Below are 16,722 nucleotides of genomic sequence, written 5' to 3'. Positions count from 1 at the left end.
CTCGCCCTGATTCAGGGAAGACGTTCCTTCCGATTCAGCGCCGGCTTCGTCTTCGATCCTGTCCCGATCCGTGCGCTCCTCGCTCATGCCTTGTCCTTTTCGTTCTCCGTGGCCTGCACGGTGGGTTGCTCGGCAGGTTGGGCGGGAGCAGGAGCAGCCGCGTCCTTAGGCTCGGCAGTGGCTGCGGTTTCAGGAAAAAGCTCCTTCTTGGCCTGCTCCGTCTTCACCTTCTGCTCGGACTGCTCAGCTTCCATTTCGATGGTCCGCTTCACATCGGTGCTGACTCGCCGAAATTCGCCCAGGGCCTTGCCCAGGGACTTGGCCATTTCAGGCAGCTTGGCCGGCCCGATGACGATCAGGGCGACAATGAGAATAACTATAAGTTCCGTGGACCCAATTCCAAACATAGGTTCATCTCCGTGAGAGGTGTGTTTTGGACGGCTATTCCCACTCTATGGTGCTCGGCGGCTTGGACGAAATGTCGTACACGACGCGATTCACCCCTTTTACTTCGTTGATGATCCTGCTCGACATGCGCCCCAGGATTTCAGTCGGGATCCTGGACCAGTCGGCGGTCATGGCGTCTATGGAATCGACAATGCGCAGGGCGATGACGTGTTCGTAAGTACGCTCATCGCCCATGACGCCAACCGTCTTCAGCGGCAGCAGTACGGCAAATCCCTGCCAGACTTTGTAGTACCAGTTGGAAGCCATGAGCTCGTGCTGCACGATCTTGTCGGCCTGACGCAGAATTTCAAGACGCTCGTCTGTAATCTCGCCGATGACGCGGATGGCAAGGCCGGGACCCGGGAACGGGTGGCGCCACACGATGAAATCAGGTAGCCCCAGTTCCTGGGCGACCTTGCGCACTTCGTCCTTGAACAACTCGCGCAGGGGTTCGACCAGGGCGAAATCCATCTTTTCAGGCAACCCGCCGACGTTGTGATGACTCTTGATCACGGCGGAAGGACCCTTGAAACTGATGGATTCGATGACGTCGGGATAGAGCGTGCCCTGGGCCAGATACTTGACCCCAGGAATTTTCTTGGCCTCTTCCTCGAAAACCTCGATGAAGGTGTAGCCGATGATCTTGCGCTTCTGCTCGGGATCATCAAGCCCTTCAAGCCGGGACAGGAATTTGTCCTGCGCCTTGATGTAATGCAGGTTCAGATCGAAATGCTGGCGCAGGTAGCCGATGACCTCGTCGCCCTCGCCCGCACGCAGCAGGCCGTTGTCGACAAAGATGCAATGCAGATTCTTGCCGATGGCCTTGTTCAGAAGCACCGCCACAACGGTGGAATCGATGCCGCCTGAGAGACCGCACACGACCTTGTCGTCGCCGATCTGCTCCGGCAGCGCCTGGAGCATGGAATCCACGAACGAGGACATGGTCCAGACGGATTTGAGATCCGCCACATGGAATAGGAAATTGCGCAGGATCTCGTCACCCTGCTCGGTGTGCGCCACCTCGGGATGGAACTGCAGCGCATACATCTTACGGCTGACGTCGGCCATGGCCGCGATCTCGATGTTCTGGGTCTTGGCCGTGACCGAAAAACCCGGAGGAACGGCCAGGACATGGTCCCCGTGGGACATCCAGACCGTAAGTTTCTCAGCCTCGGAGACCGTGTGCCACAAAGGGCATTGTCCTTCGAAGTAAAGATCGCTGCGGCCGTATTCACGGTCAAGCGAAGGCGCGACCTTGCCGCCGAGCATGTGCGCCATGAGCTGCATGCCGTAGCAAATACCAAGGATCGGGAGGCCCCACTCGAAGATACAGGGATCAATGCCCGGAGAGTCGGGGCTGGACACGGAGGCCGGACCACCGGAAAGGATGATGGCGCTGGGCTGCATGGCCTTGAGCTCGTCTATGCCGATATTGCAGGGATGAATCTCGGAATAGACACCGGATTCACGGGTGCGCCTGGCGATGAGCTGGGTGTATTGGGACCCGAAATCCAGAATGATGACTTTTTCTTGTATATCCATTTTTACCTCCATCCGATTTCACGGATGGTTATGATCTCGAAAATTTCAGTACGCGTCCACCCTGTAATTGGGCGCTTCCTTGGTGATGATCACGTCGTGAACGTGACTTTCGCGCAGACCGGCCGCAGAGATTTCCACGAACTGGGCCTTTTGCTGCATGGTCTCGATGTCCTTGGCGCCCAGATAGCCCATCCCGGAGCGCACTCCGCCGACAAGCTGATCGATGGTCTCAAGCACCGAGCCCTTGTAGGGAACCCGGCCGACAATGCCCTCGGGAACGAGCTTCTTCGACCCTTCCTGGAAATAGCGATCGCTGCTGCCGTCCTTCATGGCGTCGATGGAACCCATGCCGCGATAAATCTTGTAGGTGCGGCCCTGATACAGAATCTTTTCGCCCGGGCTCTCCTCGGTTCCAGCGAACATGGAGCCCATCATGACCGTATCGGCTCCGGCGACCAGAGCCTTGACCACGTCACCGGAGAATTTCACACCGCCATCGGCGATGCAGCAGCGGCCTTCTTCGCGGCAAGCCCGTACGCATTCCATGATGGCCGTGATCTGCGGCACACCCACACCGGCCACGATGCGCGTGGTGCAAATCGAGCCGGGCCCAATCCCCACCTTCACCGCATCGGCGCCCGCCGCGATGAGGGCCTTGGCCCCTTCGTAGGTAGCCACGTTGCCGGCGATGATCTGAACATCCGGCCACTCGGTCTTGGTCGCGCGGACCGCGTCCAGAATATTTCGGGAATGGCCATGGGCCGAATCCAGGACGATCACGTCCGCGCCGGCTTTGACCAGCGCCTCGACGCGTTCGGCACGTCCGGTGCCGATACCCACGGCCGCACCGACACGAAGGCGTCCCATCTCGTCCTTGCAGGCGTTGGGATACTTGCGGACTTTGTCGATGTCCTTGATGGTTAAAAGCCCTTTGAGCTTGTTGCCTTCGTCCACCACGAGAAGCTTCTCGATGCGATTGTCATGCAGGTGCCGCTTGGCGTCTTCCAGGGAAATGCCCACCGGCACGGTGACAAGCCTCTTGCTGGTCATGACTTCACTGACCTTGGCGGACATGTCGGTCACGAAGCGCACGTCGCGATTGGTGACGATGCCCACGAGCTGGTCGCCAAGGACCACCGGCAGGCCGGAGATGCGGTAGTCGCGCATGAGCTCAAGCGCATGACCGACGGTGTCGTCGGGGGCCACGGTAATCGGATCGACAATCATGCCCGATTCCGACTTCTTGACCTTCACGACCTCAAGGGCCTGCTGCTCGACGGTCATGTTCTTGTGCACGATGCCGATGCCCCCGGCCCGAGCCAGGGAAATAGCCATGCGCGACTCCGTGACCGTGTCCATGGCCGCGCTCAAGAAGGGGATGTTGAGTTCAATGGCCGGAGTCAGTCTGGTGTTCAAAATGACCTGATCCGGCGTCACTTCAGAGTACGCCGGAGCAAGCAGGACATCGTCGAAGGTCAACGCCTTGCCTAGAAATTTATCCATATTTCATCTCTCCCGATGCTGGGGATTGGGTTACAATTCAAAATTCGGGGCTAGATCCCCAGGTAAGCCTTTTTGACATCCTCATTGGAGAGCAGGGCCGCGCCCGAGTCCTCAAGCGTTATGCGGCCGTTTTCCATGACATAGGCCCTGTGAGCGATCTTGAGCGCCTGATTGGCGTTCTGCTCGACCAGAAAAACCGTGGTTCCCGATTCATTGACCTTGCGAATGATGTCGAAAATTTGAGCGATGATGATCGGCGCGAGGCCGAGCGAGGGTTCGTCCAGCAGCAACAACCTCGGCCGTGCCATGAGCGCGCGGGAAATGGCCAGCATCTGCTGCTCGCCGCCGGACAGGGTGCCGCCGAGCTGCTTGCGTCGTTCGGCCAGAATGGGAAAGAGCGTGAAGACATATTCCAGATCCTGGGCGATGCCGACCTTGTCGTTGCGCAGAAAGGCCCCCAGATCCAGGTTCTCCATGACCGTCATTTCCGGGAATATGAGCCGTCCTTCAGGCACCTGCGAGATGCCCATGCGCACGATCCGGTCCGCCTTGACCTGATGAATGGGCTGGCCCTCGAACAGAATCTCGCCGCTTCGGGGCGGAACCCCACCGCAGATGGACATGAGCGTGGTGCTCTTGCCTGCGCCGTTGGCACCGATCAGGGAAACGATCTCCCCCTTGTCGATGTGCATGGAAATTCCGTGCAGGGCCTGGATGTTTCCATAGAATGTGCAGACGTTCTTGAGCTCAAGCATGCGCTTCCTCCCCGAGGTAGGCTTTGATGACCCGAGGATCGCTGCTGATCTCGGACGGAGTGCCGCTGGCGATGAGACAGCCGTACTCCATGACGTAAATGCGCCCCGAGAGGCTCATGACCATGCTCATGTCGTGTTCGATGAGCAGGATGGCCATGTCCATCTCGTCCCGGATCTTGAAAACCAGATGCTTGAGCGTCTCGGTTTCCTGCGGGTTCATGCCCGCTGCGGGTTCATCAAGCAGCAGAAGCGTCGGGTCAGTGGCCAGGGCACGGGCGATTTCAAGGCGGCGCTGGGCTCCGTAAGGCAGATTGCAGGCCAGTTCCTTGTAGAACTTGTGCAATCCCATATACTTGAGCAGCTCATAGCTCCGATCCACGATCTCCTTTTCCTCGCGGAGCACACTGGGCGAACGCAGAAGCGCGCCCCAGATGCCGGTCTTGGTCCGGCAGTGGCGGGCGATCATGACGTTTTCGAGCACGCTCATGTTCTTGAAAAGCCGGATATTCTGGAAGGTCCGGGCCATGCCGAGTTCCGTGACCAGATTGGGCTTGAGGCCATTGACCTTGGTCCGCGCCCCATTCCTGGGCGTGAACCAGACTTCGCCTTCGGTTGGTTCGTAGATGCTTGTGATGCAGTTGAAGAAGGTGGTCTTGCCCGCCCCGTTGGGGCCGATGAGCGCGACGATCTCTCCTGACTGGACCTCAAGCTGCACTTCGTTCAAAGCGCGCAAGCCTCCAAAATTCATGGACACAGCCGTGACGTCGAGTACCGGTTTCATCTAGATACGTCCTCCATTGGCCGCGTTCAATTCAGGATCGTCCACCGTGTAGGAGCGCCCCTTGGCCGGAATGAGCCCCTGAGGTCGAAAGACCATCATGAGCACCATGGCGGAGGCGAAAAGGATCATGCGATACTCGGAAAAGGCGCGCAGATATTCCGGCAGGAGCACCAGAAAGGCGGAACCGAGGATGACCCCGAGGTTTGAACCCATCCCGCCCAGAACGACAATGGACAAAATGATGGCCGATTCGAAAAAGGTAAAGCTCGCGGGGTTGATGAAGGTGGTCTTGGCCGCGAAGATGACTCCCGCGAACCCGGCCCAGGCAGTGCCCAGGCCAAAAGCCATGACCTTCACGCCGACCCGGTCGATGCCCATCGCCTCGCAAGCGATCTCATCTTCACGCAGGGCCTGCAGGGCGCGACCGATGCGCGAATCCTTGAGGCGGGTCACCGCGATGATGGTGATGATGGCCAAAGCCAACACAATATAATAAATATAGATGTTTGCATCTGCAACCGAGAGCTTTGCGTCAAACAGGCCCGGGCGCGGAATGTTCGAGATGCCCGAAGGACCTCCCGTCAGATCGCTCCAGTTCTCAAGCACCAGGCGCACAATCTCGCCGAAACCGAGGGTGACGATGGCCAGATAGTCTCCGCGTAGCCGCAGCACCGGAAAGGCCAGTGCGATGCCCGCCAAAGCCGCGATCACGCCGCCCAGAGGCAGTGCAACCCAGAAGCCAAGACCGAAATACTGGTTCAGGAGCGCGTAGGAATAGGCGCCGATGGCGTAGAAGGCCGCATGGCCGAGAAACAGCAGGCCGGCCACGCCGACGATGATGTTCAGGCCGAGCCCGAGCACGACGTAAAGCAAAAAGGAAATGAGGATATTGGTCTGGTATGTGGTCACAAGCCAGGGAGTGACCAGAAAGACGACCAGAAAAAAAGCTCGAAACGAATTGGTCAGTGCCGGGTTGTTGGCCAGCTCCGCCAATTTGCCGCTCTTCTTTTCTCCGGACGCCGCCACTGCGTCACCGGCTTCCTTGCGCCGCATGGCCCAGCGCCACACAAAGGACAGCACAAAACTGCCGATGCCTATCAAGGCCATGTTCTCCCAGCGCCAAATCACCGTATTTTCAATGGTATTGACGCGGATAACCATGAGGGGAAAGGTCAGGAACATGAACCACAGGCTGACCATGATGGATTTTTTCAACTCGTTCATTATCGTGTCCGCCCTTCGATACGTTTGCGTCCGCTGATCATACCTTCTCCACCTTGGCCTTGCCCATGATTCCCGACGGCCGGAAGATCAGAAAGACCACCAGCAGGGTGAAGGCGAAGACGTCTTCGTAATCGCTTGAAATGTAGCCAGTGGCGAAACTCTCGGACAGACCCAGAAAGAGACCGCCGAGCATGGCGCCGGGGATGGACCCGATGCCGCCCAGAACAGCGGCCGTGAAGGCCTTGATGCCTGCGAGAAATCCGATGGCGAAATTGACCATGCCTACATGCGAGGCGATGAGCACGCCGCCGAGGGCGGCAAGGGACGAACCGAGGATGAAGGTGATGGAGATGACCTTGTCCGCATCCACTCCGAGCAGCATGGCCATCTTGCGGTTCTGGGCCGTGGCGCGCATGGCCTTGCCCATCTTGGTGTACTTGATGAACGCCGTCAGGCCGGCCATGGAGAATGCGCTGGTGACAACGATGACGAGGTCCGAGGATCCGAAAACGTGGGCGATGGGCTCGATGAAATCAAAATCCGGGATCAGGCGCGGAAACGGCAGAAAGTCGGAAGTCTGGGCCAGGATGATGTAGTTCTGCAAGAACAGGGACATGCCGATGGCGGAAATGAGCGGAGAGAGGCGACCGGCCCCGCGCAGAGGCTTGTAGGCGATCTTCTCCATGGTGTAGCCGTATCCAGCGCAGTAGATGATCGCCACCACCCCGGCGATGACCAGAATGGCAGGCGCGGGAAATCCCATGATCCCGAGCACGCCGGCAATGATCAGGCCCACGAAGGCGCCGAGCATGTAAACTTCGCCGTGGGCGAAGTTGATGAGCTCGATGATGCCGTAAACCATGGTGTAGCCGATGGCGATGAGAGCGTAGATGCTCCCCCTGGTCAATCCGCCCAAAAAAAGTTCCGTGAAATATTGCCAGTCCATAATTCCCCGTCTGCTCCGGCCCTGGACCATTCCTTGCCGGGCTGTTGAAAGAACCGAGGGACAGGCTTTATCGCCCGTCCCTCGGTTAAAGCTGCATTGTAAGAGGGAGCCTACTTCAATTCCACGTAAGCGCCGCCCTGTACCTGATACATGGAGAAGCCAACGCCTTCGGCATCGCCGCGGGCGTCAAACTTGATCGTACCGACGGTGGTGTCCACGTTCTCGGTGCGAAGCATTTCCATGATCTTGTCGGCATCGGTGGAGTCGGCCTTGTCGATGGCGTTGACCAGGGCCTGCATGGCCGCATAGGCGGCATCAAAGAACGCGCCGGGCTCGGAACCGAACTCCGCCACGTGGGCTGCCTTGGCGGCCTTGTTCATTTCCAGGCCGCTGACGTCCTGGGGACCGGAAGCGTACACGCCTTCGGCATCGACGCCCGCGACCTTGATGAAGGTGTCGTCCTTGACGCCGTCGTCGGAGATGAACTTCACGTTGACGCGCTTCTTCTTCAGCTGGGAAACAATCTTGGAGGCTTCAGGATGGTAGCCGCCGAACATGACGGTGTCCGTGCCGGCCTGACGAACCTTCTGGACAACGGCGGAGTAATCCACCGCGCCGGGGGTCACGCCTTCGAACAGAACGACTTCGGCCTTGCCGCCTTCCTGGATGAACTTCTGTGCGTACTCGGCATAACCCTTGCCGTAATCGCCCTTGTCATGCAGGACGGCGATCTTCTTGGCGCCCAGCTTGTCGATGGCGAAGTTGACGCCAAGCATAGCCTGGGCGTCATCGGAAGCGATGGTGCGGAAAAAGGTGGGGTACTGGCCGCTCTGGGTCAACTCAGGATTGGTGGCCGAGGGGGACATGGTCACGATCTTGGCTTCGGTGTAGATGGGCAGGGCAGCCTTGGTGGCGCCGGAGCAGATGTGCCCAAGCACGACTACAGCACCGTCGGAAATGAGCTTTGTGGCCGCGTTGGTCGCCTTTTCAGGCTTGCACTCTTCGTCCTGGATCAAAAGTTCGATCTGCTTGCCGTCGATGCCGCCCTTGGCATTGATGTCCTTTGCCACCAGCTTGGCGGCATTGACTGTCGGCAGGCCGTAGGAGGCCAGATCGCCGGTGTGGGCTCCCGCCACGCCGATCTTCACGGTATCGGCACCAAATGCCGTACTGGTCAGCAAAGTCAGGCACGCCGCGATCACGAGACCAGAAAAACGTTTCATCAGTTCCTCCACAATGTTCAAGTTTAGGATATGATTCATGGCCCGCCATGGCGGGCCACTAAAGCTTGCGGAATCGAGGGCTATTACCATTAGCCCCTTGGAGGTGTCAAACAGGAGCGCGGCGATTACTTGCTTTCGAGTTCCCGCTTGGCGTTTTCGATCAGGGCGGGATCATCGGGGGCGGCATCGATGACGGCCTGAAAATGAGCGGCGGCCTTGTCGGACTCCGACAAATAATGCTTGTAGATGACGCCCAGATTGTAGTGAGCGTGAAAATTCTTCTGCTCGATGGTCAGCATGCGCTCGAAAAGTTCTGCGGCCTCGGCGTATTTCTCCAGTTCGAACAGGCAGAAGCCCTTCTGGTTGAGGGCCATGACGTCATTCCCGTCCCGTTCAAGGAGCATGTCCCAAAAAGATATCGCTCTATCCCAGGCCTGCATGTCCATGAAAGACATGCCAAGGGCGCGCATGGCTTGGACATCCTCTGGATTTTCCTGCAATTTCTTCATCATGGCGGAAACAGCGGCCATGTCTCCACCCATCTGTTCCATGCCCCCGCCGCCGGGCATCCCCCGGGGTTCTTCATGCTGCACGATGGAAGGGTTCTCCACCCTGAAGCTCACCGTCGCGAAGAGCATCACGCCAAGGCAGGCCAGCAGGAAGAAAAGCGCCCGGCGCCGGGCAGCCTGGGGAAAAGCGTTATTCGTTTCCATCAATGATCTCCAGTTGCCGTACGCGGCGTTCCAAAACACTGTGCTGCCGGGCCAGGAACAGGACGTAGCCGCCCACGCCCAGCCAGATGCACACATTGGCGATAAAAAGGTAATTCATGCCTATTCCCCTTATTGCAAGGTCTTTTCCTGAATGCCGATCAGGGCCGCCTCGACGCGCCGCTTCAGACCGGCGCCGTGATAGCGTGCCAGGACAAGAGTCCCAAACATCGCCCCCCAGGCCAGGACATTGATCCACACAGCCGTCCACATCTCCGGCTCAAGCCCCCCGCCCTTGGAAGCGAGCACGGCCGGATGAATGGACCGCCAAAGCCTGGCGGACAAAAAAACCAGCGGAACATCCAAGAAAGCCACGATCCCGAGCACGGCCCGCACCTTCGCGCCCTTGGTCCCGCCCACATCGGCGGAACGCAGGACAAGATAGCCGGCGTACACGAACCACATCACCAGCGTCGTCGAGAGACGCGGGTCCCAGGTCCACCATGTATTCCAGGCCGCTCGGCCCCAGAGGGAGCCGGTGACCAGGGCCAGTCCGCTGAAAAGCACCCCGATCTCGGCCAGCACTCCGGCCAGAACGTCCCATTGCTCCCGGCCGGTCCACAGCACCATGACGCTTGCAGCGCACACACCGAAAAAGGCCACAAACGACCACCACGCCAGGGGCAAGTGGAAATAGAAGATCTTCTGCACCAGCCCCATGGTCATTTCCTCGGGGGCATGGAACCAGATGGCGTATTGTCCGATCGCCATCAGCGCCATGCTGATGCAGGCAAGAATCATGAGTATTTTTGGATAGATGCGAAACATGTTCGTCCCTTTATTCCCCTCTGAAGACATGAGGGAACAGAAAAAGTGCCGCGCCCGCAAAAACTGCGTCGAACGCCAAGACAAGTCCGAACCAATCCGAGACTCCGGCCATTGCCGTGCCCTGCATCAGCCCGACCCCGATACGGATTCCGCCGAGCAGCAGCGGCACCTGCAACGGAAAAACGATGATGGTCAAAAGCGCGTCCTTGGCTCCCTGGCCCTGCCCCATGGCCCCGATGAGCCCGCCCAGCACGCACAGGCCGACATCCACGGCCAGCACCATGAGCACAAGCCCGGACAGGTTGTCGCCGGGGTCAAGGCCCAGGAAGACAAGGGCCGCCGGAAAAAAGAAAACCTGACACAGCAAAAGCAAAATAAGCCCCGCCAGGGTCTTGCCCAGCCACAGTCCCTGCACCGGCAGAGGGGAAAGGAGCAGGGCCGTGGCCGTGTCGTTCTCTTCCTCGAAACGAAAAAGCAGGGAAAAAATCAGGACCACCCCGAAGGAGCTGCACAGCCAGAAGATGGCCATGGCCTGCTGGGCAGAAAAATGCTCGCCCGGAGCAGCCGAAAGGCTGAAGATGAATACCAGCAGGAGTCCGAGCAGCACCGCCTGCACCGGTCCCTGCCCCCCGGCGAAGGCCAGGCGCAGATCCTTGCGGGCGATGGCCAGTGAAGATGCGATCACGGTCCCTCCGGGGCGAACCCATGCGCCGGGCCGAAATAGCTCATGCCGCGTCCACCAAGCGAAAGGACCGTGTCGGCACGGCCCAGATCCCGATCCAGGTCGTGGGATATCCAGACAATTCCCGCGCCCCTGGTCCTTGCGGCCTCCAATTCGGCGTGCAGCAACGCCTGGGACGCCGTATCGAGCCCCGTTGAAGGTTCATCCAGAAACACAAGCGCAGGCTCGACAAGAAGGACTCGCGCCAGGGACAGGCGCTGGGCCATGCCCCGCGAAAACGTGCCCGCTGACTCCAGGGCGAAGCCCTTGAGGCCGACCCGGTCCAAAAGGCCGAGCAGGGCCGCATCGCCAAGTCCGCGCCCGTAGACGCTGTTCCAGAATTCGAGATTGCCCAGGGCCGTAAGCGCCGGATAGACAAAGGTCTGATGCCCCATGAAGGCCATGGCCCGATCCTTGACCGTGCGCTCCACGGTGCCTGCCCGGGGCGGTGTCAGACCGGCCATAATCTTCAGGAGGGTGGTCTTGCCCGCGCCGTTGGGTCCGGCCACGAGCATTATGCTGCCCGGCGCCAGTTCACAGGACACCCCCTTGAAGATCAGCCGGGAGCCAAAAAAATGGCTGACCCCGCGCAGGGTCAGCAGGGAACCTGAATTCATCATCGGCGCTCGATCTTTCTCCAGCACAAAAACGCGATCAGGCAGGACAGGGTGCCGCCGATCCAGATCCAGTTGACCAGCGGGTTGACGCTCACCTTCAGGCTGACCGTGCCCTCTTCGTCGAAACCGAGCAGCGTGGAGTATATTTCCTCGCCCAGAGACGGGATGACCGAGACTTCGGCAAAGGTCGACTGCTCGAAGTTGCGATACAGCCGCTTCTCAGGCGCCATGCTGCCCACGGTCTTGCCGCCCCGGGTCACGGTCAACAGGGCCGCGTGGGTGTCCATGGCCGGATTGTCGTGATCGTGGGTCAGTTCATGGAACATGACCTCGTAAGAGCCCACGGTCATGGACTGTCCCTTGGTCAGTACGGCCTCCGCCTCCACCTTGTAGGGCCCGGAAAAGGCCACGCCGACGACCATCAGCGCCACGCCCAGATGCACTCCGTAAGCGCCCAAAGACGGCAGGAAGGCTCGCGCGCCCTTGTTACGGACAAAATACAGGGCAATGGAGACGATCATCATGAATCCCGAGGCGGCCGAAAAAAGAGCCAGCGGCTGCGAGTAGCCCATGACGAACATGATCACCGCCGATCCCGCACCGGCACCCAGAACCAGCCCCAGGGCCGCTTTGTCGCTGATCCCGCTTTTTTGCGAAAACCAAGGACAGATGGACATGATAAAGGCCAGCGCGGCAAAAAGCGGCAGGCAGACCTTGTTATAGAAGCCGGCGTCAAGACCCACGGGATTGGCGCTCCACATGCTGCTCAGGACCGGCCAGAGCACGCCCAGAAAGACGATGCCGCCCATGCACAAAAAGAGCCAGGAAGCCAGGAAGAGCATGCCCGGACGACTGGCGAAGTCATCGATGTGCGCGGAGTCGTCCTCACGCTGGACCAGGCAGACATGGAGAGTCAGCAACAGCGTGGCGACCATGAATACCAGAAGCGGGATACCCATGCGGCTGCCGCCGAAGGCGTGCAGGGAATCGATCATGCCGCTGCGGACCACGAAGGTGGCGAAAAAGCAGAGCAGGAAGGTCAGGGCGACCATGAACACGTTGGTGCGCAGCAGCGATTTGCGAGTGCGGCCGACAATGGCGGTGTGGATGAAGGCGGTCCCGGCCAGCCAGGGGATGAGTGACGCGTTCTCGACCGGGTCCCAGGCCCAGTAGCCGCCCCAGCCAAGCTCCATGTAGGACCACCAGGCCCCAAGGATGATGCCCGAGGTCAGGAATATCCAGGCCACGATGTTCCAGTTGCGGCACAATTCAAGCCACTCGCGGCTGTTGCCCGAGAGGCGGGAGGCCAGGGCCAGGCAAAATGGGATGGTGTAGCCGGCATAGCCCAGGAAAAGAAGCGGGGGATGAAAGATCATGCCCGGATTCTGCAACAGCGGATTGAGCCCCCGGCCTTCCGCCGGAACTGGGTCGAGCTTCATGAAGGGGTTGCTCGGACCGGTCAGGGCGTAAAGGAAAAAGATCTCGATCAGGAAAAAGAGAATCCAGAAGAAAACCTTGGTCCTGTTGTCCAGCCGGGAATATCCTGGGGTGTAGATCATGCACCAGCCCATGACGGCCACGCACAGGTACCAGAACAGGAAGGATCCGTTCTGACCGGCCCAGAATGCCGTTACGGCATAGAAGAGCGGCAGGAATGTGTCGGTGTAATCCCGGACATAGACGTAGGAAAAATCGCGGACCACCAGAGCCTGCACCAGGACGGCGGAAACTGCCAGAACCACGAGGGTCAGCAGGATCTGCCCCTTTTCAAGCAGGGCTACGGTGTCGAAATCGTCTTTGAGGGCCTTCATCCCGGCGGTCGCGGTCAAGCCCACGGCGGCCAGCATGCTCAAGAGTAGTGCGGTAAAACTGATGGCGTGCATGAAGCGGGGTATCCTCGTGGAGGTTCTGGTTGCAAAAGAGACTGAACGAACCGGGACTAGCCTGCAAATCCAGGGGGACGCATCTGGCCCTTGTCATTCTTTTCGTATTTGGATGGACATTTGGTCAGCAGCGTGGTGGCCTCGAACACCCGTGTGTCGGCCGTGAAGGAGCCTTCAAGGATGACCTCGACGCCGGGCTTGAACGTATCGGGCACGGCGCCCCGGTAATGGACGCGAATGGCCTTGCTCGGCTCGTCCTTGTCCAGGGCGAAAAAGGACACGCCCATGGCCGAAGGGTCATGATCCACGTCATGCTCCGCCACCATGCCGAAAAGCCTCGCCTGGGACAGCTTTTCCGCAGGCATGGCCAGCGCTTCGGAAACATTGAGAAAATAAACGGAATTTTGGGACAGGCCACTGAAGAGAAGATAGCCCACCCCGACCCCTACGAGCAGGACTGCGGCGAGGTAGACCCATTTCTGATTTTTTGCGGTACTCATAAAGTCTCCGGTTTCATTGTGGCCCGGCTCCTAGCACGAACCGCCGCCACCTGTCACGACGCCTTGCGTGCCGTTTCGCACGCGCATATCCACAACCAGACCAGTTTCGTCAACAATTTCGTCGGACAAAATTTTTACCTCCGACGCTCCGGAAACCGGCGGTCCGAACCGATTCATTTCCTTTCTTGACCTTGCTGCGCTTACCGATCAAAAAAGCCCATCTTCGGCAAGGACAAATATGACAGACATAGACACCATACTCCTCGACCGCGACGGCACCCTGATTGAAGAGCGGCACTATCTGAGCGATCCCGCCCTGGTCGCGCTGATTCCCGGCGTGGCCGCCCCCATGCGCAGGCTGGCTGGGCTCGGCTGCCGCTTCTACCTGGCCAGCAACCAGAGCGGCATCGGACGCGGGCTGTTCAGCGAAGACGACTACCGCCGGGTGCACGCGCGTCTGGTGGACCTGCTGCTGGCCGAAGACATCGTCCTTGGCGGCGCCGCCCACTGCCCCCACTCTCCGGAGGACGAATGCGGATGCCGCAAGCCGCGTATCGGACTCTGGCAGGAACTGGCGGCGAACTTCGGTCTGTCTCCCCAAAAAACGGTCATGATCGGAGACAAGGTCGCCGACATCCGCTTCGGCCAGGCCATCGGCTGCGCCGAAACGGTGCTGGTCCTGACCGGACATGGCCTTGACGCCGCTCGGAAGCTTGGCCTCGACGCACCTGGAGCCCCGCTGCAGCGCTGCGCCCCCGGACCGGGCCGGCCGACCTGGCTGGCAAGCGACCTTGGCCGCTATCTGGAGCATCTTGTGCAAAAAAAGGAACATGTGCATGCACATCGGATTTGACGCCAAGCGCTTCTTCCACAACCCCACCGGGCTCGGCAACTACGCCCGCAGCACCATCTTCGGGCTGGCGGAGCATTTTCCAGAGCACCGCTATACATTATATACGCAGCGTCTTTCCGGACCATTTTGCACATTGCCCGCCGGTCACGGCCTGCATGTGCAGGAAGCATGCCCGCTTGGGCGCATGTTTCCGGCTCTGTGGCGTAGCCTGGGCATTCCCCGCGCGGCGCGCAGTCACGATCTGGACATCTACCACGGACTGTCCCACGAGCTTCCGCTGACCTCTTTCGGACCACGCACGCGCACCGTGGTCAGCATGCACGACCTGCTCTTCCTGACCCACCCGCACCTCTATCCCTGGATCGACCGCCAGCTCTACGCGCTCAAATACAGAAAAAGCTGCCAGCGCGCGGACATGATCGTGGCCATCAGCCAAAAGACCGCCGACGACGTGCACGAAATTTTCGAGATCCCCCGGGAGCGTATCCGTGTCGCCTACCAGAGCTGCTCTCCGGCCTTCTCCGTCACCAGAGGTCCGGATGAGACGGCCAGGTTGCGCGGGATTCACGGCCTGCCCGAGCGCTACATCCTCTTTGTCGGCTCCCTCATCCCCCGCAAGGGCGCCCAGACGCTCATCTCCGCTCTGGCGCAACTGCCCCGGTCCGACCGGCCGGAGCTGGTCATCGTCGGCAAGGGCCCCATGGAAACGGCCCTGCGCGACCAGGCGCTGGCCTCGGGCCTTGGCGGCCAGGTCCATTTCCTGGGACAGGTCGCGGACGCGGATCTGCCCGGCCTGTACCAGCAGGCCGTGGCATTTGCCTATCCTTCGGTAGGCGAAGGCTTCGGCATCCCCATCCTTGAGGCACTGAACAGCAAAGTGCCGGTCATCACCTCCACCGGTTCCTGCTTTGCCGAACCCGGCGGCGACGCGGCCCTGTACACAACCCCGGGCGACGTACCGGAATTGGCCCAGGCCCTGACCAGGGTCCTGCAGGACAGCGCCCTGCGGCAGGACATGATCGCCAGGGGCGAGCGCCACGCCCGGAATTTTCACATCTCGCGCACCTCGGCTGCCCTCATGCAGGTCTACGCCGACCTCTGCGCGCAAAGATAGGAGCCTCTCCCCCATGTCCCTGCCCTTCAGCAACCAGGAATGCCTGACCGTGCGCTTGAGCGCCCTTGGCGACGCCATTCTGACCACGGGAGTACTCGCATACTGGCATGAACAGGCCGGATTGACCTTTCAAGTGCTGACCAAACCGGCCCTGGCTCCCGTCTTCGACAACCACCCGGCCGTGACCGGGATCATCGGCGTTCGTGAAGAAGACCTGCACGGCGCAAGCTGGATCAGGTTCTGCCGTGGGCTGGCCAAGGAATTTGGCCGACTGCCGCTCATCGACCTGCACGCCAACCTGCGTACCTTGCTGCTGCGCTCGTTCTGGCCAGGACCCACGCGCTCCTACCGCAAATTCTCCCTGGAGAGACGACTGTTTCTGGCCACCCGGCACCCCGTCTTCGCCACCAGGCTCCGCCGCCTCAATGTTCCCCAGCGCTACTGCATGGCTCTGGACCCAGAGGTCGTGGACGCGGATGCGCTGAAGCCCCGCATCTTCCTTGCCGAGAATGAAAAAGCCGTGGCCCGTGAAACGCTTTCACGTCTGGGATTGACCCGGCCCGTCGCCATCCATCCCTACGCCACCCACCCGGCCAAGACCCCGCGCCCCGAAGTGTGGCGAAATCTGATCCGGAACCTTAAAACCCAGGGAGAGCAGGTGCTCATCCTCGGCCGCCATGAGCGCCCCCTGTATCCACAGGCTCCGCATGACCTGACCAACGCCACAGATCTGCGCGCCACCTCGGCCCTGCTGTCCCTGTGCCGAGTCCTGGTCACTGGAGACTCCGGCCCCATGCATCTGGCCACGGCCGTGAACACGCCCGTCGTCGCACTGTTCGGACCGACCACAAAGGAATGGGGTTTCTACCCTTCAGGCCCACACGACGTTGTCCATCAAAGCCCCTGCCCCAAGGCCCCCTGCTCCCTGCACGGCCAGGATGCATGCTCGCTTGGCAACGCCTGCATGAAAGACGTCTCGGAGAAACTGATCCTGGATCTGCTTTCTTCCTTCCCGGCCTGAACCAACCCCGCCTTTTTGTTGACGCCGGTCCTTATTTTTAATAGGAACAATTAT

The 16,722-nt window shown here is 60.0% G+C and carries 18 protein-coding genes; 3 read left to right on the top strand and 15 right to left on the bottom strand.

Features of this window, described 5'->3' with window-relative positions:
• Window positions 1–83: 83 nt before the first annotated feature.
• From tatB to BMZ40_RS07840, 15 genes are all read right to left on the bottom strand, one after another.
• Window positions 84–407 (bottom strand): Sec-independent protein translocase protein TatB, encoded by a 324-nt coding sequence (tatB, locus tag BMZ40_RS07905; protein ID WP_092373830.1) that lies wholly within the window; start codon window positions 405–407, stop codon window positions 84–86.
• 34 nt (window positions 408–441) lie between these two features.
• Entirely contained in the window at window positions 442–1,989 is a 1,548-nt protein-coding gene (guaA, locus tag BMZ40_RS07900) for a glutamine-hydrolyzing GMP synthase (RefSeq protein WP_092373828.1), read from the bottom strand.
• A gap of 45 nt (window positions 1,990–2,034) precedes the next feature.
• Window positions 2,035–3,492, bottom strand: a complete 1,458-nt coding sequence (guaB, locus tag BMZ40_RS07895; RefSeq protein WP_092373826.1) for an IMP dehydrogenase — start codon at window positions 3,490–3,492, stop codon at window positions 2,035–2,037.
• Window positions 3,493–3,542: 50 nt separating this feature from the next.
• Complete coding sequence (locus tag BMZ40_RS07890) at window positions 3,543–4,247, bottom strand: ABC transporter ATP-binding protein (protein ID WP_092193766.1); 705 nt, start codon at window positions 4,245–4,247, stop codon at window positions 3,543–3,545.
• Complete coding sequence (locus BMZ40_RS07885) at window positions 4,240–5,028, bottom strand: ABC transporter ATP-binding protein (RefSeq protein ID WP_092373824.1); 789 nt, start codon at window positions 5,026–5,028, stop codon at window positions 4,240–4,242. The genes BMZ40_RS07890 and BMZ40_RS07885 overlap by 8 nt, the downstream gene beginning before the upstream one ends.
• Complete coding sequence (locus tag BMZ40_RS07880; protein ID WP_092373822.1) at window positions 5,029–6,252, bottom strand: ABC transporter permease subunit; 1,224 nt, start codon at window positions 6,250–6,252, stop codon at window positions 5,029–5,031. It lies immediately after the preceding gene.
• A 37-nt stretch (window positions 6,253–6,289) separates the two neighbouring features.
• Entirely contained in the window at window positions 6,290–7,198 is a 909-nt protein-coding gene (locus tag BMZ40_RS07875; protein ID WP_092373820.1) for a branched-chain amino acid ABC transporter permease, read from the bottom strand.
• A gap of 110 nt (window positions 7,199–7,308) precedes the next feature.
• The gene (locus tag BMZ40_RS07870) at window positions 7,309–8,421 is read right to left on the bottom strand and encodes a branched-chain amino acid ABC transporter substrate-binding protein (RefSeq protein ID WP_092373818.1); all 1,113 of its coding nucleotides are present in this window, start codon (window positions 8,419–8,421) and stop codon (window positions 7,309–7,311) included.
• Between the two features lie 125 nt (window positions 8,422–8,546).
• Complete coding sequence (locus tag BMZ40_RS19560; RefSeq protein WP_177193077.1) at window positions 8,547–9,134, bottom strand: tetratricopeptide repeat protein; 588 nt, start codon at window positions 9,132–9,134, stop codon at window positions 8,547–8,549.
• Entirely contained in the window at window positions 9,121–9,252 is a 132-nt protein-coding gene (locus BMZ40_RS07865; protein ID WP_092193761.1) for a CcmD family protein, read from the bottom strand. The genes BMZ40_RS19560 and BMZ40_RS07865 overlap by 14 nt, the downstream gene beginning before the upstream one ends.
• 11 nt (window positions 9,253–9,263) lie before the next feature.
• Window positions 9,264–9,959: a cytochrome c biogenesis protein gene (locus BMZ40_RS07860; RefSeq protein WP_177193076.1), complete on the bottom strand. Its 696-nt coding sequence runs from the start codon at window positions 9,957–9,959 to the stop codon at window positions 9,264–9,266.
• A 10-nt stretch (window positions 9,960–9,969) separates the two neighbouring features.
• Entirely contained in the window at window positions 9,970–10,644 is a 675-nt protein-coding gene (locus BMZ40_RS07855; protein ID WP_092373816.1) for a heme exporter protein CcmB, read from the bottom strand.
• A complete protein-coding gene (locus BMZ40_RS07850) occupies window positions 10,641–11,300 on the bottom strand; it encodes an ABC transporter ATP-binding protein (RefSeq protein WP_092373814.1) in 660 nt (219 codons plus the stop codon). Before BMZ40_RS07850 ends, BMZ40_RS07855 begins: the two co-directional genes overlap by 4 nt.
• Complete coding sequence (locus BMZ40_RS07845; protein WP_092373812.1) at window positions 11,297–13,180, bottom strand: heme lyase CcmF/NrfE family subunit; 1,884 nt, start codon at window positions 13,178–13,180, stop codon at window positions 11,297–11,299. The genes BMZ40_RS07850 and BMZ40_RS07845 overlap by 4 nt, the downstream gene beginning before the upstream one ends.
• A gap of 56 nt (window positions 13,181–13,236) precedes the next feature.
• On the bottom strand, window positions 13,237–13,680 hold the full coding sequence (locus tag BMZ40_RS07840; protein ID WP_092373810.1) for a cytochrome c maturation protein CcmE: 444 nt from the start codon (window positions 13,678–13,680) through the stop codon (window positions 13,237–13,239).
• A 238-nt stretch (window positions 13,681–13,918) separates the two neighbouring features.
• On the opposite strand from BMZ40_RS07840, the gene BMZ40_RS07835 reads away from it, so the two are divergent.
• The 3 genes from BMZ40_RS07835 to BMZ40_RS07825 are packed head-to-tail and all read left to right on the top strand — an operon-like array spanning window position 13,919 to window position 16,668.
• Window positions 13,919–14,533, top strand: a complete 615-nt coding sequence (locus BMZ40_RS07835; RefSeq protein ID WP_092373808.1) for a D-glycero-alpha-D-manno-heptose-1,7-bisphosphate 7-phosphatase — start codon at window positions 13,919–13,921, stop codon at window positions 14,531–14,533.
• The gene (locus BMZ40_RS07830) at window positions 14,517–15,647 is read left to right on the top strand and encodes a glycosyltransferase family 4 protein (protein WP_177193075.1); all 1,131 of its coding nucleotides are present in this window, start codon (window positions 14,517–14,519) and stop codon (window positions 15,645–15,647) included. Before BMZ40_RS07835 ends, BMZ40_RS07830 begins: the two co-directional genes overlap by 17 nt.
• 13 nt (window positions 15,648–15,660) lie before the next feature.
• Window positions 15,661–16,668, top strand: coding sequence for a glycosyltransferase family 9 protein (locus BMZ40_RS07825; RefSeq protein ID WP_092373804.1), 1,008 nt, complete (start codon window positions 15,661–15,663; stop codon window positions 16,666–16,668).
• The last annotated feature ends 54 nt before the right edge of the window (window positions 16,669–16,722 follow it).

It is taken from the genome of Desulfomicrobium apsheronum (assembly GCF_900114115.1).
GTDB lineage: Bacteria > Desulfobacterota > Desulfovibrionia > Desulfovibrionales > Desulfomicrobiaceae > Desulfomicrobium > Desulfomicrobium apsheronum.
The sequence above is the reverse complement of the archived record's forward strand: the minus strand, read 5'-3'. Positions and strand labels throughout refer to the sequence as shown.